This is a genomic window from Candidatus Dormiibacterota bacterium (assembly GCA_035635555.1).
Taxonomy (GTDB): Bacteria; Acidobacteriota; Polarisedimenticolia; order Gp22-AA2; family Gp22-AA2; genus Gp22-AA3.
On the sequence record DASQAT010000012.1, the window covers coordinates 1 to 23367 of the forward strand.

Here is a 23367-nt window from a genome sequence, read left to right on the forward strand (position 1 = left end):
CCCATCCAGCACTCCTGGCCCCGGTGATTGTGGATCGCCGAGGCCTGCGCCGGCTCCCAGCCGATCGCCACGACCTCGAACAGGTCGTTGCGGAAGATCAGGTTGCGCGTGTAGTGACTGCGCCGGAAGAACAGGTATGGCCCGAGCGAACCGGGGTCGAGCACCGTCCGGCCGATCTCCCGCAGCACGCGTTCGCGCGTGAAGACGGCCCCCGGAATGCCGCGCAACCCGTCGACCAGCTGCTCGATGGTCCTCTCGGCCAACGCGTCAGGCTGTGGCGTCATCGAATGTCCCTCCTCTCTGGCAACCCCTCGAGACCGGCCAGCCTCCCCACCGGGTAGAGACCGAGACGCGGGTCCCACCACGGCGAGTGGCGGTAGAAGAATTCGAGACGCGCCTCGGGGCTGGCGGCGAACGCCTTGTCCTGGGCGAGGCGCCGCTCGAACTCCTCCCGGAGCTTCGGGTCCTTCGCGAGCATGTCGCGCGCCAGGCTCTCCATCACGTAGGGCTCGGCGTACTCCTTGCGCTCGAAGATCGCGTTGAAGAAGCCCCACGCCAGGAGCGAGTCGGGCGCCTGCGGCTCGAGCAGGTGGACCGCCACGCGCCCCGCCCTCTGATCGAGCGGGACGATCACCGAGCCGGCCGGGAACGGCAGCCGCGCGTGTACCAGGATGCATTCTCCCGGCGTCGCTCCCGGGCGCGCGCCCCCTTCCCCCGGGCTGAACAGAACCTGATGCCCCTCGAACGGCTTCTCGTTCCAGACGGCACCGTCGCAGCGGTAGGTCTCGACCTCCCCTTCCCAGGCTCGCTCCGTCGTCTGGAGGCGCAGGCCGTGCGCCCGCAGCACGTCGATCACCCCCTTCCACTGCGCCGGGACGAAGTACGCCCTTGGGGGTGCGGTCTCCACCGTGACCTTCAGCCCGATCTCGCGCGGCACGGTCATCTCGACCGGCTCCCGGGTGTACTCGATGCGCGCCGCACCCGAGACGTCGCTCGAAGTGGTGCGGGACTTGAACCCGCGGAACGTGAATGGCTCGGTCGTTCCGTCCGGTTGCAGGCGGAGCGGGACGCGCGCCGCCGGGTCATACAAACGGCCCGCGGCGATGGTCGCGGCGTCCGCTGCGCGGTTCATCTCGACGATCGTTCCGGCGTCCCGGTTGGCGATCTGGATGAGAGCGCGCAGGAACTCGTACGATCCCAGGACGCGCGTCCTGTAGTCCTTCAGCATGTGCGTCTCGAGCAGCACGGCGGGGCGGTTCTGCAGATTGATGTATCCCGTCGAGAAGCGCGGCTGGTCCTGGGCCGTCGTGATCCCCTCCGACGGGTCGGTGTCGCTCTTCAGATTGATGTACGGCGAGATGACGTGGCCGGCCTCGCCCACGACTTTCTCAAGATAGGGAGCCAGGACGTCCCGCTTCCAGGCCGCGAGGGCCGGGAAGACGTCCGGCCCGGTGTCGACCGAGTACGTCGTGTCGTACTGGAAGTCGGCGCCGTCGGTCACGTGGGTGTCGACGAACAGGTCGGGGAGCCACCTGGCCCACAGGCGCAGGAAGGCGCGCGTCTCGGGCGCGTCCGCCTTCATGTAGTCGCGGTTGAGATTCAGATTGCGCGCCTGCGTCCGCCAGCCGGTCTCCCGCGGCCCGTTCTGGTTGATGCGGTTGTGGGGTCCGAACCGTTCGTGGCCGTCCACGTTGTAGATCGGGATCACGACCAGCACGGCGCGGTCGATGAGCGCCGCCTTCTCCTTGGTGACGACGATGTCGCGCAGGAGGGCGAGGGAGGCGTCCTTGCCGTCCATCTCGCCGGCGTGGATGGCGTTCTGAACCAGGACGATCGGCCGGCCCGCCTTGTGGATCGCCGCCGGATCGAACACCCCGTCCTTGGAGACGACGAGGATGAACAGGTCGCGTCCCTCGCCGCTCCTGCCGAAGGTCTCCAGGCGGACCTGTCCGGGGGCCGCGGCCTGCAGCCGGCGCGCGTAGGCGATCGTTTCCGCGTCGCGCGGCGTCGTCGCGTAGTCGCTGATCTCCGCCGGCGTGTGCCAGTCGCCCGCAGGAGCCGTCTTCTTCGGCTGGGACTGGATCGGGCCCGCGGCCAGGAGTGCCATGGCGCAGACCGCCGCGAGCGCGTTCCGCCCGCCCGGACCGCTAGCCATAGGTCACCCCCGGGTGCAGGAGACGGTACAGGACCTCGAACGCGGGATGATAGAAGACATCCATGACCTGCCAGGCGATCATCAGGCCGACCAGGGACATCATCGGGTTGCGTCTCAGGCCCTCGATGAGACTCCCGTACCTGTCTGGCAGCAGGCCCTGCAGGATGCCGGCGCCGTCCAGCGGCGGCAGCGGCAGGAGGTTGAACAGGCAGAGCAGGACGTTCAGGCTCAGGGCCACCGACAGCAGAAACGCCAGCGGGTACAGAATCGACTCAGCCGGCGTTCCGACCCTCGGCTCGACCAGCCGCTGGAAATTGATCTGCTCGGGCGGCACCAACACCCCCGACGCCAGGAGCGTCTTCAGCGCGACGAAGGCGAGTGTCGCGATCAGCAGATTTCCAGCCGGGCCCGCCGCGGACATCGCCGCCAGGCGCTTCGGGTGCTGCCGGCCCCATTCCGGGTCGTACGGCGTCGAGGCCCAGCCCATCATCCAGCCGGACGTGATGAAGGTGAGGAGCGGAACGACCATGGTGCCCACCGGCTCGCGCCGGATGTGCGGCCACGGGTTGAGCGTCACCTGACCGCCGTGATAGGCCGTGCTGTCCCCCCCCAGCCAGGCGACGAGGCCGTGGCAGGCCTCGTGCACCGTCAGCGTGAACAGGAAGACGACGAACCAGACGATGAACTCCCCGACGTTCGGCAGCGCATCCACCGGCGTATTCTACAGCCCCTCTTCGTTCAGCGCAGGTCGAGAAGCGCGCACAGGATATGGGCCTGGTAGAGCGCGTCGTAGTCCGCGCGGTGCGCCTGCCTCAGGTCCTGCCGCGGCACGGACGGCAGCAGCGCCTCGAGGTTCTCCTTGCTCGTCTCGAACCAGCCGATGCGCAGACGGCCCATCGCCAGCGATTTGATGTCGAGCGCCTTGTAGCCGAACGGGTTGGGAATCTTGAACAGGGTGAAATAGTAGCTGATGTAGGACCAGTCGAAGGCGGCGTTGTGACCGACGAAGACGGCGCGCGCCTGACCCGGACCGCGCCTGGTCTCGACGAATTCGCGCAGGTCGCGCATCGCCCTGGACGCTTCCGCCCCCTGCTCCTCCAGGTGTTTGCGCGAAATGCCGTGGACCGCCATCGCCTCCTTCTCGAAGGCCCCGCCGATCGGCTTCAGCTCGACGTAGAAGCGATCCGTGTCTGGGCGGTGGGAGCCGCCCGTGAGGGTCACCGGCACGGCGCCGATCGACACGAGGTTGTACAGCCCTGGGACCGGTCCGGACGCCTCGACGTCCACGCTGAAGTAGACGATCTCCGGCCCGCTCCCGCCCGCCATCATCCCCTACGGTCCGAATCCCGGCGGCGCTTCCGACGCTTCGATCGTCAGCGCCCGGCCGTCCGCCACGTTCTGCGCCACCAGGACGATGGCGCGGTCCACGACCTGGAAGGTGACGGCGACCCGCGTCGATCGCCTGGGACCGGGAGGAAGGTCCGGGATGCGCACCCAGCCGAGCGAGCGATTCTGCGCCAGAGTGCCGGAGCGCCCGCGCAGGACGTGCAGCCGGATCTCCTTCTGGTCGTCGGCCCCCGTGCCGAACGTGACCGTCCGAGCGTAGCGGACCGGCGTCCCCCTCGCCAGGACCACCTGGAACTTGCCGCGCGGGGTCTCGATCCCGAGCCCCTCGCCCAGCGTCTCGTCGGGGGCGACGATCGGCGATTCCTGTTCGACGACGTAGAGGGCCGGGGTCTGCGGGACGGCGGGATACGCGGTGGAGGTCCCGGGCGCCGGTGCGGGGCCCGGAGAGGGGGCCGGCCTGCCCAGCGGCGTCGTCCACTCCCCCCACAGCTCGGACGGGTGGGCCGTCCGGAGCGGGCTCTGCGGCAGGACCACGGCCGCCATCGCGACGATCGCCACGACCAGGACGAGGAGCCCCGCCGCCCAGGGGGCGTATCTCACTTGATCCTCTTGATGATGTGCCAGCCGTACGGGCTGCGCGTCGCGTCGAGCTCGCACATGCCGATGCCTCCCGGCGCCAGGGAGAAAGACAGGTCGCCGAAGCAGGGGACCATTCCCTGCCTCGGGTACTCGTCGCGTCCCTGGGGACGCATCCCCCGGTTGAACATCGCGTAGATCCCGGGGTGCTGGTCGTCGGTATACTGCTTCACCAGCGCGTCGAAGTCCTCTCCCTTGCGCGCCCGCTCCAGGAGCTGCCCGGCCAGCTCGCGCGCCTCGCTCTCCGTCCGCGCACTCTTCTTGCCCGGGATCTTGTCCCCGAACGACACCAGGATGTGCTGCACCACCACCCGGTCCGGCTCGGGCGTCTTGGGGGCCGGTGAGGGTGAGGGCTCTGCAGAGGGGGACGGTGCCGGCGTGGGCGCCGGACTCGCCGTCGGCGCGGGCTGGGGCGATGCGGCGAGGTGCGCCATCGCCGCGCAGACCAGGATCAGGATCGTCGCAGGGGCTCGCATGCGCCGGTCATTTTAGAGTAGAACGCGGTCGCGTGGCGACCGGGGCCGGTTTTTCCGCCTTGAATTGGCCCTATAATAGGGCCATGTTATCCCCGGCAGGAGAACCTTGATGGAATCCATGGGCGACGAGGAAGTCAAGACCCGTATCCAGAAGATCCTGGACGAGATGATCAACCCGGCCGTGGCGTCGCACGGCGGCTGGGTCGAGCTCCTGGACGTCAAGGCGAACATCGCCTACCTGAAGCTCGGCGGCGGCTGCCAGGGATGCGGCATGGTCAACGTCACCCTGAAGCAGGGAATCGAGACGACGCTCAAGGAAGAGATCCCGCAGCTCGTCGGCGTCATCGACCAGACCGACCACGCCGGTGGATCCAACCCCTACTACCAGCCCGCGAAGTAGGCCGCCCGTGCTGCGCGCCCGGGGCGCGGTCGTCCTCCTCTCGACCTACGAGATGGGGCGCCAGCCGCTGTCGCTCGCGTCTCCTCTGGCGCTTCTGGAAGACGCCGGCTTCTCCCCCACCGTCATCGACCTCGCCGTGGAGCGCCTCGACCCGGAGGCGATCGCAGCCGCCCGCCTGGCCGCGATCGCCGTTCCGATGCACACCGCCCTGCGTCTGGGTGTGCAGGCGCTCGAGCGCATCCGCGCCATCAGTCCCGGCTGCCGCGTCCTCCTGTACGGGCTGTACGCGACGCTCAACGCCGAGGCGCTGTTCGACCGCGGCGCCGACTTCATCATCGGGGGGGAGTGCGAGGAGCCGCTGGTTCGCCTCGCGACCGACCTGGACCGCGGGGGATCGGGGAGGGGGATCGACGGGGTCAACGTCGCGCCGGCCGCCGCCGGAGCGGGCCCCCCGGCGGCTCCGTGGCTGCGCCGGATCGAGTTTGCGGTCCCGCGGCGCGCCTCGCTGCCGCCGCTGGACCGTTACGCTCTCCTTCTGCACGACGGCGCGACCCGCCTCGCCGGCCAGACCGAGGCGAGCCGCGGCTGCCTGCACTTCTGCCGGCATTGTCCGATCCCGCCGGTGTACGGCGGCCGCTTCTTCGTCGTGCCGCGCGAGGTGGTGCTGGCCGACATCCGCAACCAGGTCTCCGCCGGCGCCACGCATCTGACCTTCGGCGATCCGGACTTCCTGAACGGCCCCGGCCACTCCCTCGCGATCCTGCGGGCGGCGCGCGCCGAGTTTCCGGCGCTGACGTTCGACTTCACGGCCAAGATCGAGCACCTCCTGAAGCATCGCGACCTGCTGCCGGAGATGGCCCGCCTCGGCTGCCTGTTCGTCGTTTCGGCGGTCGAGTCGATCGACGACCGCGTGCTGGCGATCCTGGACAAGGGACACACCCGCGCCGACGTCGAGGAGGCGATCGAACTGACCCGGAGCGCCGGTCTGACGCTGCGGCCGTCGCTCGTGCCGTTCACCCCCTGGACCGGTCTCGACGATTACCTGGGCCTCCTGGCGTTCATCGAGCGCCACGATCTCGTCGATCACCTCGACCCGGTGCAGCTCGTGATCCGGCTCCTCCTCCCCCCCGGATCGCTGCTCCTGAATCACAAGGAGATGCGGCCCCACCTCGGTGGGCTCGACTCCGGGCGGTTCACCTACGACTGGCGGCATCCCGATCCACGCATGGACCTCCTGCACAGGGAGCTGAGCGTCCTGGTCGAGAAGGCGGCGCTCGACGGCGAGGACCCGCGGCTCACGTTCGATCGCATCGTGGCGCGCGCCGCGGCCCGTCCCCTTGGGACCCGCTCGCCGATCGTGCACGACAAGGGGCGCCCGCCGCGGCTGACCGAGCCGTGGTTCTGCTGAGCGGAGCCCACCGAGGGTCAGTTGGATCCTCTTCGCGCCATCGAAACACGCTTCTAGGGCGACCTGCTCCTTCCGAACCCCCAGAGCAGCCCGAAGATCAGCTGTCGGTCGTACTGGAGCCCCTGCTCCCTCCCCGATCGGTAGGTGATCGCGGGCTTGATCTCCGTCCCGGTGTCGTACTGGAGTGTCACCGTGCCGAGCGAGTCCCACTTTCTCTCCGGGCCTCCCGTGGGCTTCGAGCCGGCGTAGTCGGCCTGCAGGACCAGCGGACAGACCTTGTTCTCCCCTTCCCTTCTCCAGCACGCCGGGATCCGTAAGTCGCCCCGCAGGGCGACCTGGACGTGGTGGTCGACGATCCCGTCGGGAAGGTCGTTGGCGGGCTCGGAGCTGCGTGCCACGCCGTAGTAGGTGATATCGATTCGTGGATAGTCATTGAAGTAGCCGGTCCTGTTGGCGGCCTTCCTGTAGGCCTCGTACAGCGATGTGAGCTTGAATTCGACCCCCGCGCCGAGGATCGTCTGGTTCACGGACCGGACGCCACCCGAGATCGGATCCCTGAAGTCTCCCTTGCGCTGCCGGAAATCCAGGTGCGCGAAGAACCAGGCGCCGTGCGAAACCGGTCCACCCCCCTGTCGCCCGATTCTCTGGACGCCCACGGACGGCCGCAGGGTGAGCGAGGCATTGTCGAGCGCATCCCGGCGAGGACTCCAGTTCGCATCGGCCAGGACCGAGGCGTAGGGCGTGACGCGGGTCTTCCTGCCCCATCCGTCTGCGATGAGAAACGTGTCATCCCCCCGCAGGACGGCCCCCTCGGGTCCGATGGTGATCGAGAAGGGCTTCACCCGGTCCCGCCTCGACACATCCGGTTGCGCGCCCAGAAACTTCTCTTCCGGGGTCTCCGCCGGCTGCGCGCGCGCCACCTCGACCCCCGCCCATCCCCACATCGCGAGGATATGAGCGATGACCACACCCGGACGATGCCGGCGCCCGGGGGAGGCGCGCATCAGGAGAATTCCAGCGCCGGCGCCTTCGATCCGGGCGGCGCGGGGGTCGGGGCAGGGGTGAGATGACGGTAGCAGAGCCAGGCGAAATCGCGCACGGTCGTGATCGATTCGAAATCGGCGGCCGTCACGACGGCCCAGCGCCAGGCGGGATACGTGACCCCGACCCATTCAGCGACCGGCCCGTTCAGAAAGTCGGCGACGGTAGCCTTCTCTCCCGGCTCATCCAGCTGAGAGCTGATGTCGACCTCGGGCTCGAGCCCCGGGAACCTCCGCTGAGCGACTCGGACAGCGACCTGCTTCCTCTCCGCGTCGGAACCCGCTCCCGCTGGAGACCTGGCAGCGCGGCTCTTTCCCCGTTTCCTCGGCACAGGAGCCTCCCTCGACGCGAGCGGTTGGACGACGCCGGGTGACAGGCGGTTGCCCGGCATCTAACACTCGCATGTTGACGCTGTCAAGCCGGTGGGTCGTATAATTCCGTCCTCGATCCCCAGGAGGCTACGACGATGTTGCTCTACGACAGCGCGGTCTCGGGAAACTGTTACAAGGTCCGGCTCCTTCTCGCGCACCTCGGAAAACAGTACGAACGCCGCGAGCTCTCGGTCACCGACAGGTCGAAGCGTCCCGACATCCTCGGGGCGCTGAACCCGTCGCTCCGCGTGCCGACGCTGGTCCTCGACGACGGCCGGCCGCTCGCCGAGTCGAACGCGATCCTCTGGTACTTCGGCGACGGCACGCGTTACGTGCCGGAGGACCGCTACGAGCGCGCCCAGGTGCTGCAGTGGCAGTTCTTCGAGCAGTACGACCACGAGCCGAACATCGCGGTGGCGAGGTTCTGGCTCCACTACAGCGGCGCGCAGGTCGACCAGGCGGCGGTGGAGCGCCGGCAGGTCGCCGGCTACCGCGCGCTCGACGCGATGGAGAAGCACCTCGCCCGCAGGACCTTCTTCGTCGGCGAACGCTACAGTCTGGCGGACATCGCACTCTACGCCTACACGCACGTCGCCGGTGAAGGGGGCTTCGACCTGAAGCGCTATCCGGCCATCCGGGCCTGGCTCGACCGCGTCGCGTCCCAGCCCGGCCACGTCAAGATCGACGCGTAGCCCGTCGCCGGGGATTCGCCGAAGGCGTTCTCAGCGCGGCTTCGCGTCGCGCCGCTCGTATGTGGAGATCGTCTCCTCCTGCTGCAGGAGGAAGGACAGCTCGTCGATGCCGTTGAGCAGGCAGTAGCGAGGGAACGGCTCGATAGGGAAGGTCGTGCGCGTCCCGTCGGCCAAGGTGATCGTGCGGGCCTCGAGGTCGATGGTGACCGTCGGTGGCGCGCCGCCGCCCGCCGTCTCGATCATCTTCTTGTGATACGCCGGCTCGACGGCGATCGGCAGCAGACCGTTCTTCAGGCAGTTGTTCCGGAAGATCGACGCGAACGACGTGCTGACGACGGCGCGGAAGCCGAAATCGTGGAGCGCCCACGGCGCGTGCTCGCGCGACGAGCCGCAGCCGAAGTTGTCCCCCGCGACCAGGACGCGCGCCGCGGCCGCCTCCGGCCGGTTGAGCACGAAGTCCGCGCGCGGCGAGCCGTTCTCTGCGTACCGCCAGTTGGCGAACAGATGCCGCCCGAGCCCCGCCTTCCCGGTGACCTTCAGGAAGCGCGCCGGGATGATGATGTCCGTGTCGATGTTGTCGATCGGCAGGACGACGTAGCTCGACGCGATGGTGCGGATCGGGTCCATGGGCCCGATTCTACCGCGCCTCGAGGCCGAACGGCCCGCCGGAAGATGGAGTGGGTGTCGAGCTACGGCTCCGCGAGCTCGGACCGCTTCAATTTCAGCGTGCTACTCCAGGCTCTTCTTACCGATCGCCAGCAGGAGAACCAGAGTGAGGAATACCTTTGTCCCCGGGGCGGTCGGCGCATCGATCGGCCTCGAAGAAGCTCGCTGACAGGTAGAATGTGCCGGAACACGGGAGACTCCAAGTTGGCTGGAACGGATCTGGATCGGGTCGAGTGCGTCCCTGCGGCCGCGGCTGCGGACCTCGTGGCGTCCGGGTCCGTGCGCGTCCTGGACGTGCGTAATCCGGACGAATGGGCCGAGCTCGGGACCATCCCCGGCGCGATCCTACTGCCGCTCGATCTTCTGGCCTGCGCCGCGGCCACGCTGCTGCGCGAGGGGGCGCCGATCCTGGTCTGCTGCGAGCACGGCATCCGCAGCCGGACGGCGGCGCGCTTCCTGGCGACCGCCGGATTCCCGCGCGTGCTCGACATGACGGGCGGGATGTCCTGCTGGACCGGGCCGCGGCAGTTCGGGACGCACGACATCGACCCGGTCGTCGGACCGTCGTCGTGGCTCCTTCTCAATGCCGATCTGCTGCGACCGCCGCCCGACGTTCGTCACGGGGCTGCGACCCGTTCCCGTCGCGCCCTCGACGTCGCGTGCGGCCGTGGTCGGCACGCGCTGCTGCTCGCCGGCGCGGGTCTCGAGGTGCGCGCGCTCGATCGCGACGCCGAAGCCGTGGCGGGCCTGCGGCGGGCGGCCGCGCGCCTGGGGCTTCCGGTCGAAGCAGAGCTCGTCGATCTCGAGGCGCCGGGAACCGACCTGGGCGAGGGGCTCTACGACGTCGTCCTCGGCATCCACTACCTGCACCGGCCCCTGTTCCCGGCGCTGCTGCGGTCATTGAGGAATGGCGGCACTCTGATTTACGAGACGTTCACAACGGCGCAGGCCGCGCGCGGCAAGCCCACGAACCCGGACTTTCTCCTGCAGCCCGGAGAGCTGCGGCGGCTCGTGGCTCCGCTCGAAATCGTGCGCGAGCGCGAAGGAGAGTTCGAGGGACGCTGCGTCGCATCGGTCGCGGCGCGTCTTATCGGGTGAGGATCCACCGGCTCACTTCGTGATCATCTCGCGCGCGTCGGCGATCGCGCCCGCGACGGCGCTGGCCGCGGCGGTGAGCGGGCTGGCCAGGAAGGTCCGCCCGCCGGCCCCCTGCCGCCCCTCGAAGTTGCGGTTGCTGGTGCTGACGGCGTACTGCCCCGGCCGGAGCTGGTCGCCGTTCATGGCGATGCACATCGAGCAGCCGGCCTCGCGCCACTCGCCGCCAGCGTCGCGGAACACGCGGTCGAGCCCCTCCGCCTCCGCCTCCCTCTTCACCTGCTGCGAGCCCGGCACCACGAGCAGCCGCACGTTCGCCGCGACCTTGCGGCCGCGCAGGAGCGACGCCGCCAGCCGCAGGTCGCTGAGCCGCGCGTTCGTGCACGAGCCGATGAACACCACATCGATCGGATGCCCCAGGAGACGCTGCCCGGGGCGCAGCCCCATGTAGCCGAGCGCCCGCTCCATGGACGCCAGCCCGTCGGATGACGGCACGGCGCCGCGAACCGGCACCGCCATCCCTGGATTGGTGCCGTAGGTGATCATCGGCTCCAGCGCCGAGGCGTCGATGGAGACTTCGCGATCGAACGCCGCCCCCTCGTCGGTCGGCAGGCGCCTCCAGTCCGCGAGCGCCCGCTCCCACGCCTCCCCCTGCGGCGCGTGCGTTCGCCCCGCCAGGTACTCGAACGTCGTGTCGTCCGGCGCGATCATCCCGGCGCGCGCCCCCGCCTCGATCGACATGTTGCAGACCGTCATCCGCTGTTCCATCGACAGCACCCGGATCGCCGGACCCGCGTACTCGATCACGTGGCCGGTCCCGCCTCCCACGCCGATCTTCGCGATGATCCCCAGGATGAGGTCCTTCGCCGTCACCCCCGGATGGAGCCGCCCTTCGACCCTGACCGCCAGCGTGCTGGGCCGGGCTTGAAGGATAGATTGCGTCATCAGGACGTGCGCCACTTCGGTCGTGCCGATCCCGAACGCCAGCGCGCCGAAGGCGCCGTGCGTCGAGGTGTGGCTGTCGCCGCAGACGATCGTCATCCCCGGCTGCGTCAGCCCCAGCTCCGGACCGATGACGTGCACGATCCCCTGCCGCTCGCTCCCCAGAGCGTGCAGCCGGATCCCGAACTCCCGGCAGTTCGTCTCGAGCTGATCGATCTGCGCCGCGGCTTCCCTGTCGGTGACCGGTATCCGCCCGTCCGCCCCGCGCGGCGTCGTCGGCGTCGAGTGGTCCATCGTCGCGACCGTGAGCCCCGGGCGGCGCACTGTGCGGCCGCGCTCGCGCAGCATCGCGAACGCCTGGGGGGAAGTCACCTCGTGGACGAGATGCAGGTCGACGTAGAGGATCGCCGGCGTGTCGGCCGACTCGGGGCGCACCAAGTGGGCGTCCCAGACCTTGTCGAAGAGGGTGCGGGGCATGCCTTGAGGGCTCCTGAGAGCACGATTCTAGCGCGGTTCGGGGCGGTGATACGCAGGAAGCGGTCGCAGGAATTCCCGACGGATCATTCGACTTCCGTCAGCCGCCTACTGCATCACGACGACGGTCCTCCCCAGCATGTGACCCTTGTCCATCTCTCCGAGCGCCCCCGCGAGGTCCTGCAGCGAGGCGCGCTTCACCCGCGGTCGCACCCCGTGGGCCGCGGCGAACGCCAGAGTGTCGTGCAGGTCCTTCCGTGAGCCCGCCGGGGTGCCCATGAGACGCCGCCGGCCCATGATCAGGTCGAACGGGCTCACGGTGAGGGGCGCGAACGGAGCGCCGAGGACCATCATGGTGCCGTCGATGGCCAGTCCGGGGAACGCCGCCGTCATCGTTTCGGCGTCCGGCGCGGTCGCGAGCACCAGGTCGGGTCCGCCTTCCCATTCCTTCAGCGCCTCCGTCGGCTTCGACTTCTTGACGTTGATGAACCGTTCGGCGCCGAGTCGCTGCCCCTCGGCCTCCTTGTCGGCGCTCGTCGACAGCACGGCGACCCGACCTCCCATGGCCCTGGCGAAGAGCACGGCCATGTGCCCGAGCCCGCCGAGCCCGATCACGGCAACCTTGTGCCCCGGCCGGAAGCCGGCGTGACGCAGTCCGCTGTAGACGGTGAGCCCCGCGCACATCAGGGGGGCGGCGTCGGAGAATTCGAGTCCCTCAGGAAGCGACGCCACGTAAGCCGCGGGGGCCAGCATGTACTCCTGGTACCCGCCGTCCTTCGTGACTCCGGTGAACTCGAGCCTGGAGCAGAGGAACTCGTCGGCCCCGAGACATTGGGGGCAGGCGCCGCACGAGGAGTAGAGCGCCGACACCCCCACCCGCGCCCCGCGCGTCAGGGTGCCGACCCGCTCCCCCGTCGCCTCGACCGCGCCTGCGATCTCGTGACCGGGCACGATCGGATAGCGGACGAACGGGAAGTGTCCGTCGCGGACCATGAGGTCGCCGTGGCACACGCCGCAGGCGTGCACCCGGATCAGCACCTCGTCCGGTCCGGGCACCGGGCGCTCCCGCTCCTCGATCTCGATGCGTCCGCCGGCCTTGCTGATGACGGCTGCCTTCATGGTCTCCTCCGTGTGTGCCTGACGGACCCGGATGAATCTGTCCTATTTCCCGAGGGCAGCCTTGATCCGGTGTGTCTGCCAATCCCCCCGGCTGTTCGACAGCTTGATCACCCGCTGCCACGTCTCGGCTCCGAAAATCTCCTCCATCCTGTCCTGATTCCCCGTCAGCAGGGCTCCCAGGAACATGTCGACCGCTTCATCATGACTCTTCCCCGTTCGCTTGCCCATCTCATCGAGGACCAGGTCGATTCCCTTGCGCTCGATGGGATAGGTGTCCACGCGCCTCAGGGAGTACGCGGTCAGGAGGTCGTACTTCACGACCAGATACCTCGCGCCGATATCCGCGAGCCCCTCCTCCAAAGGAAGACCGAACACATCCCCTGTCTTGTTGTAGTGCAGGATCTCGTGCGTCAGTACCAGCTCGATTGGAATCGGCCAGTCGACCGAGACGAAAATCGAATCCGGGTAGAACGGGATGAACATCCCGGCGGTGAGGTCTCCCCTGTGCGCCTCGTCGAGAAAGACTTGCGGCGGAAGAAACACGACGTCCAGGGGCTTGTACGGCCACCCTTGCTCCTTGAAATGCTGTCTCAGGATCGAGTCCACCCGTTCGGCGGTCCGATGCGCGGTCTCCATGCGTTTTTCCGGAATAGGTACGAGCGCTGTCCTCACATGATGAATCCAAAGAATGGTCCAGGCTTTCACGTCCTGACTGATTCTTGCGTAGAGCTCGGGGTCCTCTTCTTTGATCTGCTCGGGACTGCGATTTCGATATTGCTCGAGCTCGTTGCGGGTCAGGACGCGCTGGAAGGTATGGTCGAACGAGCGCCACAATTCGTAGATGTTCCTGGGCTGGCGGTCCTCGCCGGTCTCGGGCGTCCTGCCCGCGTGGACGGAAGACGAGAGGCAGACGATCGCGCTCGCGACTGCCAGCAGACATCGAGCGCGCCTGATGTGAATCATGAACATGGGACTGTTCAACTCTGGCCGCACTCTAGCACACACGGGTTCGGGTAGCCCAGGCGACGCCGATGCATTCCGGCAGCGGCGCCGCTCGATGCGCCGCTGTGTTGGCGCGTCGAACGACGCATGGTCCGCGCCGGCGCAAGAAATTTCAGAGAAACTCATTGACTCCGCGATCGCCATCGCGTAAATTACACCCTGGATAGTGACGCTGCTCGATCGCACATTTCCGCCCCCGCGATCGAGCGTTGGATTCCCGATTATGACTGCTTTCCCTCTGCGCTCCGGCGCAGCGGAGGCGCGACGTGATCGAAGCCACGTCTGTCCTCGCGGATGCCGCGTCCGCAGTGCGGTACGGGACTTCTCGCTCGCCACGCAACAGGCAGGAGCACCGCTTCGAGCCGAGGGATTTCGCCTGCAGGGATGAGGCGAATGAGTCCTATCGGGCGCCTCGGCTCCAGCGGGGTGCGCGCTCGGCGGGCGGCGCTGTCGCGGAACCAAGGCCAGTCCCGAGATCCATAGATCGGTCGGGCGCTGCCGAAGAGGACCGCGCCCCTCGGGCCTATCTCGAGCGCGGCGCCCCTGCGACCTGCCCCGTCGAGCAGTCGTTCTTGCACGCCGATGGACTTGCGCTGTCGCTGCGGAGCGCGCTCGACCGGCTCGCGCCCCTTCTGGCCCGCGTCGCCGCGGCGTTCGTGCAGGCCGGGGCGTGGTCGGCGTTCGGGTTCGCGCGCCTGGACGATCACGCGCGGGAGCGGTTCGGCCGGTCGGGGCGCTGGGTCAGGGACCTTGCCGGCCTGGGGCACGCGCTGTCGTCGCTTCCCGGGCTGGCCGAGGCGCTCGCGGGCGAGGACGGTGCGGTGCCGCTCGGCCGGGTGGCGGCTCTCCTGATCGGACGCTCCGCCTCTCCCGCTTCGCTCGCAGCCTGGATCGCTCTCGCGCGCGCGGTCTCCATCCGCGAGCTCCGCGAGGCGGTGCGGCAGGCGCGCGACGCCGGCTCGGCATGGCCGCCGGGTGCGCAGGCTCCGACCACCGACCCTGCGCCCGCCGGCATGCCCGACGCGGGACCTGGTGGCGCCGACGCTCCCGACGACGACCCGGCCGATCGCTCGCTCGTGCGTATCCCCGTGCCGGCGCCGCTCGTTGCCGCGTTCGACGAGTCGGTCGACCTGTATCGTGCCGTTGAGGGGGCGCAGGCGAGCGTGACCTCGTTCGTCGAGGCGCTCGTCGCCGAGGCGTTCGCCGGCGCCTCGCCTCCGGAAGCGCCGGACGGACGGAAGGCCGACGCGGCCCGGCCGGACGGCGCCACCTCCGGCTCCTTCTTTGGCGACTTCGACCGGGTCGCGCTGCGGCGTAGTCCCGACGTCGTCCGGGTCGAGGCGGCTCTCGCCCGCTCGACCGGGAATTGGCATCATCTGTCCCGGTCCTCCCCCGCCTCGTGGGCCCTGCACCTCGCGGGCGCGGGCCTCGCGCGTCTTGACGATCTGTCCAGCACCGCCGGCAGCGGCGGCCCCGCCGATCTGGACGCGCAGGTCCGCGAGATCCTTCTCCTCGAGGATGATCTCGAGCGCCGTCTCGGCCGCCTGCTGGCGGAGCTGGCCGAGCGGGGCGCCTGGCCGCGCCTTCGCTTCGCGGGCGCCGGCCACTACGCCGAGGAACGGCTGGGCCTGACGCGCACCTACGCCGAAGACCGCGTCCGCGTCGCCCGCTCACTGCGACGCTTCCCACGCCTGCGCGCCGCCTACGATCAAGGCCGCGTCGGCCTCGAGGCGACCCTGACGGTGCTGCGCATCCTCGGCGACGGCCCCGTCGACGGCGCGACCGAGGCCGCCTGGCTGGCGCGCGCCGAGGAGGCGACGGTCAAGCGCCTCCGCGACGAGGCCCGCGCGCTCGGGCGTCGGAAGTTCATCGACCCGTCACGCCCCGCGCCCCACCCTCTCGACGACACCGAGTGGCACGCCTCCCTCCGCCGCGAGCCGGGGACGGCCCGCGCGCGCGTCCTTCGCTTCGGCGCCTTGGCGGTGGGGGGGCCGGGCGGGGCGCCGCCTTCCAGCCCGGACGTTTTCCTGCGCCTCCGCCTCCCGCACGAGCTCGCGGACGATCTGCTCGTCGTCATCGAATCGACGCGCCGTCGGCTGTCGGACGAAGTCGGACGCGTCCCTTGGGACGAGCCGTGGCCGGACGAGCAGGCGCGTCCGTCGACCCTCGCGGCCCGGACGTTTTCCACGCGCGGCCGCCGCGTCCCCGCCTGGGTCGGGTTGCTCTCGCTCCTCGAGGACTTCGTCTTCACCTGGGACGGCGAGGCCAGGTCAGAGACGCGCGAGCGTGCCGCGGCAGGTGTCCGGGGCGCTCCCTCCGGATCTGCGACGCCTCGACGGCACGGCGATGCCGTCTACATCCGCGACGGCTGGCGCTGCTCCGCCCCCGCCTGCACGTCGCGCCGCAATCTCGAGGACCATCACCTGATCTATCGCTCGCACCTGGGCGCCGACGATCTCTCGAACCGCGTCTGTCTCTGCCGCTTCCACCACGCCCGCGGCGAGCACGGCGGTCTCGCCAGGTGCCGGGGCACGGCGCCGATCGGGGTCCTCTGGCGCCTGGGCCGACCCGAGCTGGGTGCGTGGTATCGCAACGAACGGCGACTGGGAAAGGGGGAATTAGCCGCGCGGTGGTAGACTGACGGCAAACTTGGCTGAACTCATTCGTGGGGGCGTTCCATGACTCGAAACACGTTACGGGCCGTGCCGATCCTTGCATTCATCCTGACGATCGCCTGGATGGCGGGCGATTCGCCGGCCGGCGGCGCGGCGGCGGCCGCGCAACCGATCCGGCTGCGCGTCATGACCATCAACATCTTCTATGGCGGTAACGAGCTGAACCTGACGAACATGAACTTCTGCTCGCGTCCGCACGGCTGCCCGGAGACGCTGCTCCAGGTGATCGAGACGATCCGCGCCGCGAACCCGGACGTCGTGGGCATCGAAGAGGCGGAGCACGACACGCGGCCGATCGCGGAGGCGCTGGGCTATTACTACAGCGAGCGGATGCAGATCATCTCGCGCTACCCGCTGATCGATCCTCCGGGGGCCGCGGGCATCTACATTTTCGCGGCGCTGCAGCGGGGAAGGGTCGTGGCGCTCGCCAACGTGCACCTCCCGTCCGATCCGTACGGGCCGTACCTGGTGCGCGACGGCGCTCCGGCCGAGGAGGTCCGGGCGCTGGAGGAATCGCTCCGCCTGCCGGCGATCCAGGACCAGCTGGCGCGTCTGCCCGGGCTGGCGGCGGCCGGAATTCCGGTGTTCCTGACGGGGGACTTCAATACTCCGTCGCACCTCGACTGGACTCCCGAGGTCGCGGCGGTGCGCGACGTCGTGCACTACCCGTTCGTCTGGCCGGTGGGGGCCGCGCTCGCCGCCGCCGGGTTCCGCGACTCGTACCGCGTCGCGCATCCCGATCCGGTGGCCGTCCCCGGGTTCACCTGGACGCCGGGAGGCCCAGAGTCGGTCGCCAACGAGGTTCACGACCGCATCGACTGGGTGCTGTCGACCGGAACGGCGACGGCGGTCGGCAGCCAGATCGTCGGAGAGGTCGGCGGACCCGACGTCGACATCGCCATGAACCCCTACCCGACGGACCACCGCGGCGTCGTCTCGACCTTCGAGGTGACGCCGGGCACCTCCCCCGTCCTGGTCGCGGTGTCGAACCGGCGGCTGACGGTGGGGGACGACGTCACGATCACCTTCCACGCGCAGGGGAAGACCGGCGAGCGGGTCGGCATCGTCCCGGCGGGCGGCAGCGCGGCGACCGTCGTCGAGGCGCGCTCGACCGGGGCGGGGGCCCCCCTCGACGGCAGCGTGGTCTTCTCCACCGCCGGCCTTGCGCCGCGCGCCTACGAGGCGGTGCTTCTCGACACGCGTCGCGGCGTGGTGTCGCGCAGCCCGTTCTGGCTCTACGCTCCCGGCGCGCCGATCACGGTCGCCACGGACAAGAGCGTGTACGCCCCCGGCGAGCCGATCGGAGTCTCGTGGACCAACGCCCCCGGCATGCGCTGGGACTGGCTCGGCATCTTCTCGCCGGCCTCGGACACGAATCCCAACGATCCGACCTGTGAGGCCGGCTCGTGCGGCAACACGCACTACATGCTCTACGAGTACACGCACAACACCATCGAGGGGACGACCTTCTTCACCGCGAGCTCCCCCGTCGGATACGCGAGCTGGCCGCTGCCGCCGGGGACCTACGAGATCCGTATGATGCTGGATGACGGGTTCCGCTTGCTCGCCGCGTCGGCGCCGTTCAAGGTCGAGAAGAAGTAGGCGGGCTCACGCCGCCGGCGGCGTCTCGCGGCGCGCCAGGCGCAGGGTCATGATCACCAGAACCACGACCGCCGCGGAGAGCGCTGTCCAGAGCAGCGCGGTCTGGCGGTACCCCTGCCCCTTCAGCCGGGCGTGCAGGCTGTAATCCCGGTTCGCCTCGAGCGGCCCGGCCGCGATCGGCGCGGCCTTCACCGCCAGCACGACCTCGCGAACCCGCTCCAGCTCGTAGCGCGGCGGGTCCTCGTCGGGCGCGCCGAGCAGCAGGGCGTAGCGCCCCTCGGGGGCCGTGAGATACACCTCGGGCAGGACGACGCGCGCCTGAGCGGACCGGAATTCGAGGGGTGCGTCGTCACCATCCTCGACGACCAGATCGATCGACGCCAGGCGCACCGGCGGAACGGCGACGCTCACCGGACGCGGGTCGTCGACGGGACGCGTCAGGCGGCCGCGCAGGAGATTCGTCTCCTCCTTCTTGTCGGCGGTCTTCCCCTCGAGGCTGAACCCGCGGTCGAAGAACCCGGCGCCGGTATCGAGGATCAGGCGGTCGATGCGCATCGGTGAGACCGGCAGCCGAAGGGTGTAGCGCGACGTCCGGTCGCGGCTCTTCGGTCCGTCCACCTCGAGCGGCACCAGGTCGGTGGCCGCCTCGCGCTCGACGAGATACGGCCACTGTCGCGAGTCGTCGTCGGCGACCCGCAGGTCGGACAGGTCGTCGCTCAGGACGGCGAGGTCCGCCGGCCCCATCCGAAGCCGCGACAGCCCCTCGGCGGTGGCCGGGACCGTGAGGCTCCTCAGATGGCTGAACAGGCGCCGGTCGACCGCGGCGCCGGGACGCATGGCGAAGGCGAGCGCCGGGGCGCCGTCGTAGGCGGGATTCGGCCGGGTGTCGCCAAGGCGCGCCACATGGACGGCCGCGGGGTCGTACAGCAGAGCCGCCGCCTCGGCGCGCTTGCCGGTCACGGTGGCAGCAGGCGGCGGTAGGAGCCCGGCCAGATCGTAGCGCGGCGCGTGCGCGCGCCCGCCGCCGAAGCGCAGCGTGCCGAACGATTCGTTCCCGCGCCCCGCGCCGGCGGAGAAGATGAGCGACGGCTGCCGGATGACCGCCGCGAAGGCGAGGTCGTCCAGCGACGGGCTGTCGCCGTCGTCGATCTCGACGCGCAGCCGGTCTCCGCGCGCGGCCCGCAGCGCCACCTCCTGCTCGCCGACCGGGACGAGGGCCTCGACGCGGAAGATCGTCCCCGACCCGAGGACCGCGCCGCTGCCGCCCGGTCCGTCGTCCCGCACCTGGACTCTTCGGTCGAAGGTGCGCGTGGCCGTCTCGATGCGCAGCAGATCCGGCACGACCCCCCGCGCGCGGGCGAGATCGACGACCGTCCGCCCCTCGGCGCCGCGCGAGGACAGGACCTCCAGCGGAACGTCGATCTGCCCGCCGCGCTCGATCGCCCGGGCGCTCTCGAGCCTAAGCCCCGGCTCGAGCCAGAACGGGTGCTCGGTCTCGAAGACGACGCGCAGACGCGCTCCGCGGAACGGCGGCAGCGGCAGTCGCAGCTTCTCGGCCGAGCGCGCTCCGGAGAGCCGGAAGACCGATCCGTCGGCGATCAGGCCGGTCTTCTCTCCCGAAGCACCGATCCCCTCGACGTTGACCCGGGCCACGAACTCCCCCTGGCGGGGCTCCACCACCAGGACCCACGAGCCGGTCTGCGGTGAGGCGGCGGGCAGGCCGATCTCGAGCGTCTCCCGGCGCAGCGGCGGGCCGCTCTGCCGCCGGATCTCGGCGCGGGCGGCGTCGAGCACGCGCGGCTCGAAGCGCTGGGTGATCTCGACTCCGTCCGGCTTCCCCGCCCCGGCGTCCACCAGGAACGGGACCTCCTTCTCCTGCGCGTCGAACAGCCGGAGGTCGGACAGATCGGGCCGGCAGGCCGTCAGGATCGCCGGCGGCAGCACCAGCCGCGACAGGCCGCCGCCCGCGACCGTCACCTGCGCCTCCTGCGGGAAGAGACGGCGCAGCTCGACCGGCTGCGTCCCCTCGGAGAGCACCGGCCGCGCACCCGGGGCCGCCGCGAACACCAGGACGGCGGCGACCCAGGTCCGCTTCATGGTCTCTCCTGCGGCGCCTTGCGGAACACGAAGCGCTGGTACAGGAGCGACACCAGGATCAGCGACACGGCGAGCCCGACGAGCGACGCCACGCGATACAGATCCTGGAGCGCCCCGAGATCGTAGAGAAAGACCTTGCCGATCGTCACCAGCAGGAAGCACAGGCTGATCCAGCGCAGCCCGAGCGAGTCGCGCGCCATCCCGAAGCCGAGCAGGATGAGCGCGTAGATCCCCCAGGCGATCGACACCGTCAGCCGCTGCGCCGGCTCGTCGCCGAACCGCAGTGTCAGGACCTCGCCCGTGGCGAACCAGTCGGCGATGGCGAGATTGATCCACACGAAGATCACGATGATCGCCGCCAGCGCCGAGCCGATGGCGCCGACCTGGTGACCCCAGGAGTAGAGATCCTTCTCCCAGGGGCGCGTTCGTTTCATCTCGAGCGGCTTCAGCAGCACAGCAGCCGCCAGGAGCGCCGCCGCCGGGACGAAGTAGGTGTACATCAGCCAGTTGACGATCCGCACGCTCGAGCGCGGGTAGTACCCGAGGAGCGCGGGGTTGGCCACGAGGCGGACGCTCGTCGCGCCCAGGAGCGACAGGCCGAGATACTTGAGGCCGGGGTGATCCAGCCGCTTCCAGAGCACCAGCATGGCCAGCCCGTCCAGCGCCCAGCCGATCGTGATCCACTGCTTCTCGAGCTGCAGTGGAATGGCGACGGCGACGAAACCCAGCGCCACCGCCGAGAACCACACCAGGGCGCTGCGGCGGATCGGATCCGCGGCCGGCCAGGCCCGGCGGGCGCGGTCCGCCGCGACAAGGGACAAGGCGCCGAGCGCTATCGGCAAAGCACCGATCGCGGTGTCGCCGAAGGTCAGGACGAACAGACGTCTCAACGATGGGAACCAGAGCGGCCCGGCGAGGGCGGCTGCGTACCAGGCGAATCGATCGCCGGAGAACCGTCTCACGGCCAGATGCGGCCAGGCTGTGAACACGACCACGGCCCCCGCCTGCACCAGGAAGGCCATGAGCTCCCCGCCCGGCGGACCGCTCCACCATCCTCCGCGTCCGAACGTCCAGCTGACGTGTACAAGAAGTGTCGCGCCGACGGCGGCGGCATACCAGGCCCCCTTCGCCAGCCGCGTCGCGGCTGTCATCGCCAGGACGCCCAGGGTGAGTGCGCTCCCGAGCGCCGGCAGCGCCTCGAGAGTCAGCGCGAACCGCGCAAAGGCCAGGAACACCAGGAGCAGGAGCGGCAGGGTTCCCGCGGCCCGGTCGGCGAAGAGGCGCACCTCCTCGTCCCGGCGCAGCTGCGCGACCAGCTGCAGCAGGACCGAGAAGGTGACCAAGAGGGCGAGGAACATCCCGGCCGGCGGGAAGACGGGGCTTCCGTGGTGGCAGAGGTGCAGGATGGACAGGCCGAGCCCGAGACCGGCAGCGGCCGCGATCTGCAGGGCGCCCCGCTCCGGGAAGGCGGCGTGGCGGTACAGCAGGCCCGCGATCGCGGTCCAGCCCGCGACCCAGGGGACGATCGTCACCTCCGAACCACCCGCCGCGAACAGGAGGAGGATGAAGTAGCCGCCCGCCGCCAGGAGCGCGGCGGGCGCGGGGCCCGCGAGGTCGACCGGCTCCGGATCGATCTCGACGAAGATGTGGTAGATCGCCGACAGCCCCACCGTCACCCCGACCGTCTCCCAGGCGAGCGCCGTGGTCAGCGTGTGCTGCAGCAGCCACACGGCGGTCACCACGAGGCTCGCGGCGGCCGCCCCCGTCCCGAGGGAGCGCACGTTCTGCTCGCGTCCGACCCAGCAGGCCCCGGCGCTCAGGAGCCCCAGCAGGATCGCGATCGGGTAGAGGTGCGGCCCCATCTCGACACGGCCGGCGAAGTAGAGGGCGAAGACGAACGGGAACAGGATGGCGCCGACCTGGCTCCACAGCCAGCCTCCGCTCGGCGCGCGGCCGCCGACGAGACGACCGGCAACCACGAACAGCAACGCGAACACCGCCAGGATGACGAGACCCAGGAACAGCCGCTCCGGCCCCATGCGCGCGATGATCCAGAGCCCCTGCATGAGCACGGTCCCGAGAAGGCACAAAACGCCGAGCGATGGCCAGGCGCCCTTCCGCCCGACCGCGAGCAGACCGAGATCCAGGAGCAGGACGTACCCGAACAGTCCGATCGGCCGATCGGTGCCGCTGGCCAGCAGGATCGGTGTCGCGAACCCTCCGACCAGCCCGAGCACGGCGACGAGCAGCGACGAGTGGCGCACGGCCAGAAGGCAGCAGGCGGCGGTGACCAGCACCATCAGGCCGAACACCAGCGGCAGGCCGATGAGCCCGTAGAGAACGTGGGCCGCCCAGAACGCCGCGTACAGGATCACGACCCCCGCGCCGGAGATTCCCTCGGACGTCTGCCGGTAGCCGCGCGACCGCAGCCACTCCGATCCGACCAGGCACCCGAGCCCCGTGAACGTGCCGAACACGACACGCATCTCGGGCGTGATCAGCCCCTTCTCGATGGAGTACTTGAAGAACAGCAGCCCCGCCAGACCGAGGGCGACCGCGCCCACGACCGCCGCGCCGCGGATCCCGATCCAGCGCTCCCAGTCGATCGGCGCCGTGGGGGGCCTGGGCGGCGTGAAGGAAGGGGGCGCGCTCTCGTAGATGACCCGCTCCCGCGGCGTCGCGGGGCGCGAGGTCGCGCGCGGGACCGGTCCGGGCGGCGGCGCATCCGGCGGTCGACCGTCCAACGTCGGGGGGATGGCCGGCGGCCGTGACACGGGCGGCGGCATCGGGGCGGGGGCCGGTCTCGCCACGGCCGGCGCGGCACCCGTCCCGGCGCTCGCCGAGCGCTCGAGCGCCGCGACGCGCCTCGACAGCGTAGCCACCCGGGCGTCGATGGCGTCGAGATGCGCCTCCGTCCCGCTCTCCGGCTCGCGGAGCCCGGCCATCCGTCTGATCCGCGCCAGGGCCACAAGCGCCAGGATGGGACCGGCGAGCACGCAGCCGACGACGAACAGGATGAGGGGACCGATCGTGTCCATGATCACCCCATGTCATGGCGCGCCGGGCAGCAGACCACCACCGGCGTCGCGAATCAGAAAGTGAGGAGAACCGGAAACCGCGCGGCCAGACCCGCCCGGTTTCACGAAGTGTTGGGCGCAGCATGCCACAT

20 protein-coding genes are annotated in these 23367 nt (G+C 70.0%); 6 read left to right on the forward strand and 14 right to left on the reverse strand.

What is annotated here, in order from left to right; all coding sequences use genetic code 11:
* The 6 genes from VEW47_03135 to VEW47_03160 form a co-directional block, all read right to left on the reverse strand.
* Positions 1-284, reverse strand: a 284-nt coding sequence (locus VEW47_03135) for a cysteine dioxygenase (GenBank protein HYS04163.1), incomplete at its 3' end; no start/stop codon positions are given.
* Positions 281-2155 carry a M14 family metallopeptidase gene (locus tag VEW47_03140; GenBank protein HYS04164.1) on the reverse strand — a complete coding sequence of 625 codons (1875 nt, stop codon included), beginning with the start codon at positions 2153-2155 and terminating at the stop codon, positions 281-283. The genes VEW47_03140 and VEW47_03135, both read right to left, overlap by 4 nt.
* The gene (locus VEW47_03145; GenBank protein ID HYS04165.1) at positions 2148-2867 is read right to left on the reverse strand and encodes a site-2 protease family protein; all 720 of its coding nucleotides are present in this window, start codon (positions 2865-2867) and stop codon (positions 2148-2150) included. The genes VEW47_03140 and VEW47_03145 overlap by 8 nt, the downstream gene beginning before the upstream one ends.
* Before the next feature lie 26 nt (positions 2868-2893).
* Positions 2894-3481 (reverse strand): 3'-5' exonuclease, encoded by a 588-nt coding sequence (locus VEW47_03150; protein HYS04166.1) that lies wholly within the window; start codon positions 3479-3481, stop codon positions 2894-2896.
* 6 nt (positions 3482-3487) lie between these two features.
* A complete protein-coding gene (locus VEW47_03155; protein ID HYS04167.1) occupies positions 3488-4102 on the reverse strand; it encodes an Hsp70 family protein in 615 nt (204 codons plus the stop codon).
* Entirely contained in the window at positions 4099-4614 is a 516-nt protein-coding gene (locus tag VEW47_03160; GenBank protein HYS04168.1) for a peptidylprolyl isomerase, read from the reverse strand. Before VEW47_03160 ends, VEW47_03155 begins: the two co-directional genes overlap by 4 nt.
* A gap of 109 nt (positions 4615-4723) precedes the next feature.
* On the opposite strand from VEW47_03160, the gene VEW47_03165 reads away from it, so the two are divergent.
* Together VEW47_03165 and VEW47_03170 are read left to right on the forward strand one after the other, a co-directional pair.
* Positions 4724-5014 (forward strand): NifU family protein, encoded by a 291-nt coding sequence (locus VEW47_03165; GenBank protein ID HYS04169.1) that lies wholly within the window; start codon positions 4724-4726, stop codon positions 5012-5014.
* A 10-nt stretch (positions 5015-5024) separates the two neighbouring features.
* Positions 5025-6422, forward strand: coding sequence for a CUAEP/CCAEP-tail radical SAM protein (locus VEW47_03170; protein ID HYS04170.1), 1398 nt, complete (start codon positions 5025-5027; stop codon positions 6420-6422).
* Between the two features lie 53 nt (positions 6423-6475).
* Here the strand turns inward: VEW47_03170 and VEW47_03175 are convergent, their stop codons facing one another.
* On the reverse strand, positions 6476-7426 hold the full coding sequence (locus VEW47_03175; GenBank protein ID HYS04171.1) for a hypothetical protein: 951 nt from the start codon (positions 7424-7426) through the stop codon (positions 6476-6478).
* Positions 7426-7794 carry a hypothetical protein gene (locus VEW47_03180; GenBank protein HYS04172.1) on the reverse strand — a complete coding sequence of 123 codons (369 nt, stop codon included), beginning with the start codon at positions 7792-7794 and terminating at the stop codon, positions 7426-7428. Before VEW47_03180 ends, VEW47_03175 begins: the two co-directional genes overlap by 1 nt.
* Before the next feature lie 135 nt (positions 7795-7929).
* On the opposite strand from VEW47_03180, the gene VEW47_03185 reads away from it, so the two are divergent.
* On the forward strand, positions 7930-8526 hold the full coding sequence (locus VEW47_03185) for a glutathione S-transferase family protein (protein HYS04173.1): 597 nt from the start codon (positions 7930-7932) through the stop codon (positions 8524-8526).
* A gap of 30 nt (positions 8527-8556) precedes the next feature.
* Here the strand turns inward: VEW47_03185 and leuD are convergent, their stop codons facing one another.
* Positions 8557-9153 carry a 3-isopropylmalate dehydratase small subunit gene (gene leuD, locus VEW47_03190; protein HYS04174.1) on the reverse strand — a complete coding sequence of 199 codons (597 nt, stop codon included), beginning with the start codon at positions 9151-9153 and terminating at the stop codon, positions 8557-8559.
* 243 nt (positions 9154-9396) lie between these two features.
* Between leuD and VEW47_03195 the strand changes: the two genes are divergently transcribed.
* A complete protein-coding gene (locus VEW47_03195) occupies positions 9397-10290 on the forward strand; it encodes a rhodanese-like domain-containing protein (GenBank protein ID HYS04175.1) in 894 nt (297 codons plus the stop codon).
* A 12-nt stretch (positions 10291-10302) separates the two neighbouring features.
* Here VEW47_03195 and leuC read toward each other — a convergent pair whose 3' ends face one another.
* From leuC to VEW47_03210, 3 genes are all read right to left on the reverse strand, one after another.
* The gene (gene leuC, locus VEW47_03200) at positions 10303-11706 is read right to left on the reverse strand and encodes a 3-isopropylmalate dehydratase large subunit (protein HYS04176.1); all 1404 of its coding nucleotides are present in this window, start codon (positions 11704-11706) and stop codon (positions 10303-10305) included.
* A 105-nt stretch (positions 11707-11811) separates the two neighbouring features.
* A complete protein-coding gene (locus VEW47_03205) occupies positions 11812-12822 on the reverse strand; it encodes an alcohol dehydrogenase catalytic domain-containing protein (GenBank protein ID HYS04177.1) in 1011 nt (336 codons plus the stop codon).
* A gap of 42 nt (positions 12823-12864) precedes the next feature.
* Positions 12865-13968: a hypothetical protein gene (locus VEW47_03210; GenBank protein ID HYS04178.1), complete on the reverse strand. Its 1104-nt coding sequence runs from the start codon at positions 13966-13968 to the stop codon at positions 12865-12867.
* Between the two features lie 428 nt (positions 13969-14396).
* On the opposite strand from VEW47_03210, the gene VEW47_03215 reads away from it, so the two are divergent.
* Together VEW47_03215 and VEW47_03220 are read left to right on the forward strand one after the other, a co-directional pair.
* Positions 14397-16460, forward strand: coding sequence for a hypothetical protein (locus tag VEW47_03215; GenBank protein HYS04179.1), 2064 nt, complete (start codon positions 14397-14399; stop codon positions 16458-16460).
* Between the two features lie 42 nt (positions 16461-16502).
* Positions 16503-18101, forward strand: a complete 1599-nt coding sequence (locus VEW47_03220; GenBank protein ID HYS04180.1) for an endonuclease/exonuclease/phosphatase family protein — start codon at positions 16503-16505, stop codon at positions 18099-18101.
* A gap of 6 nt (positions 18102-18107) precedes the next feature.
* On the opposite strand, the gene VEW47_03225 is transcribed toward VEW47_03220, so the two are convergent.
* A complete protein-coding gene (locus VEW47_03225) occupies positions 18108-20198 on the reverse strand; it encodes a hypothetical protein (protein ID HYS04181.1) in 2091 nt (696 codons plus the stop codon).
* Positions 20195-23236: a DUF2339 domain-containing protein gene (locus VEW47_03230; protein HYS04182.1), complete on the reverse strand. Its 3042-nt coding sequence runs from the start codon at positions 23234-23236 to the stop codon at positions 20195-20197. Before VEW47_03230 ends, VEW47_03225 begins: the two co-directional genes overlap by 4 nt.
* Positions 23237-23367 lie beyond the last annotated feature (131 nt).

Bases quoted from the DNA above. Each gene is read 5' to 3' on its own strand.
- VEW47_03150 (HYS04166.1), bottom strand. From the start codon at position 3,481: ATGGCGGGCGGGAGCGGGCCGGAGATCGTCTACTTCAGCGTGGACGTC.
- VEW47_03165 (HYS04169.1), top strand. From the start codon at position 4,724: ATGGAATCCATGGGCGACGAGGAAGTCAAGACCCGTATCCAGAAGATC.
- VEW47_03175 (HYS04171.1), bottom strand. From the start codon at position 7,426: ATGCGCGCCTCCCCCGGGCGCCGGCATCGTCCGGGTGTGGTCATCGCT.
- VEW47_03225 (HYS04181.1), bottom strand. From the start codon at position 20,198: ATGAAGCGGACCTGGGTCGCCGCCGTCCTGGTGTTCGCGGCGGCCCCG.
- VEW47_03220 (HYS04180.1), top strand. From the start codon at position 16,503: ATGACTCGAAACACGTTACGGGCCGTGCCGATCCTTGCATTCATCCTG.
- leuC (HYS04176.1), bottom strand. From the start codon at position 11,706: ATGCCCCGCACCCTCTTCGACAAGGTCTGGGACGCCCACTTGGTGCGC.
- leuD (HYS04174.1), bottom strand. From the start codon at position 9,153: ATGGACCCGATCCGCACCATCGCGTCGAGCTACGTCGTCCTGCCGATC.
- VEW47_03230 (HYS04182.1), bottom strand. From the start codon at position 23,236: ATGGACACGATCGGTCCCCTCATCCTGTTCGTCGTCGGCTGCGTGCTC.
- VEW47_03205 (HYS04177.1), bottom strand. From the start codon at position 12,822: ATGAAGGCAGCCGTCATCAGCAAGGCCGGCGGACGCATCGAGATCGAG.
- VEW47_03185 (HYS04173.1), top strand. From the start codon at position 7,930: ATGTTGCTCTACGACAGCGCGGTCTCGGGAAACTGTTACAAGGTCCGG.
- VEW47_03160 (HYS04168.1), bottom strand. From the start codon at position 4,614: ATGCGAGCCCCTGCGACGATCCTGATCCTGGTCTGCGCGGCGATGGCG.
- VEW47_03210 (HYS04178.1), bottom strand. From the start codon at position 13,968: ATGGCGATCGCGGAGTCAATGAGTTTCTCTGAAATTTCTTGCGCCGGC.
- VEW47_03140 (HYS04164.1), bottom strand. From the start codon at position 2,155: ATGGCTAGCGGTCCGGGCGGGCGGAACGCGCTCGCGGCGGTCTGCGCC.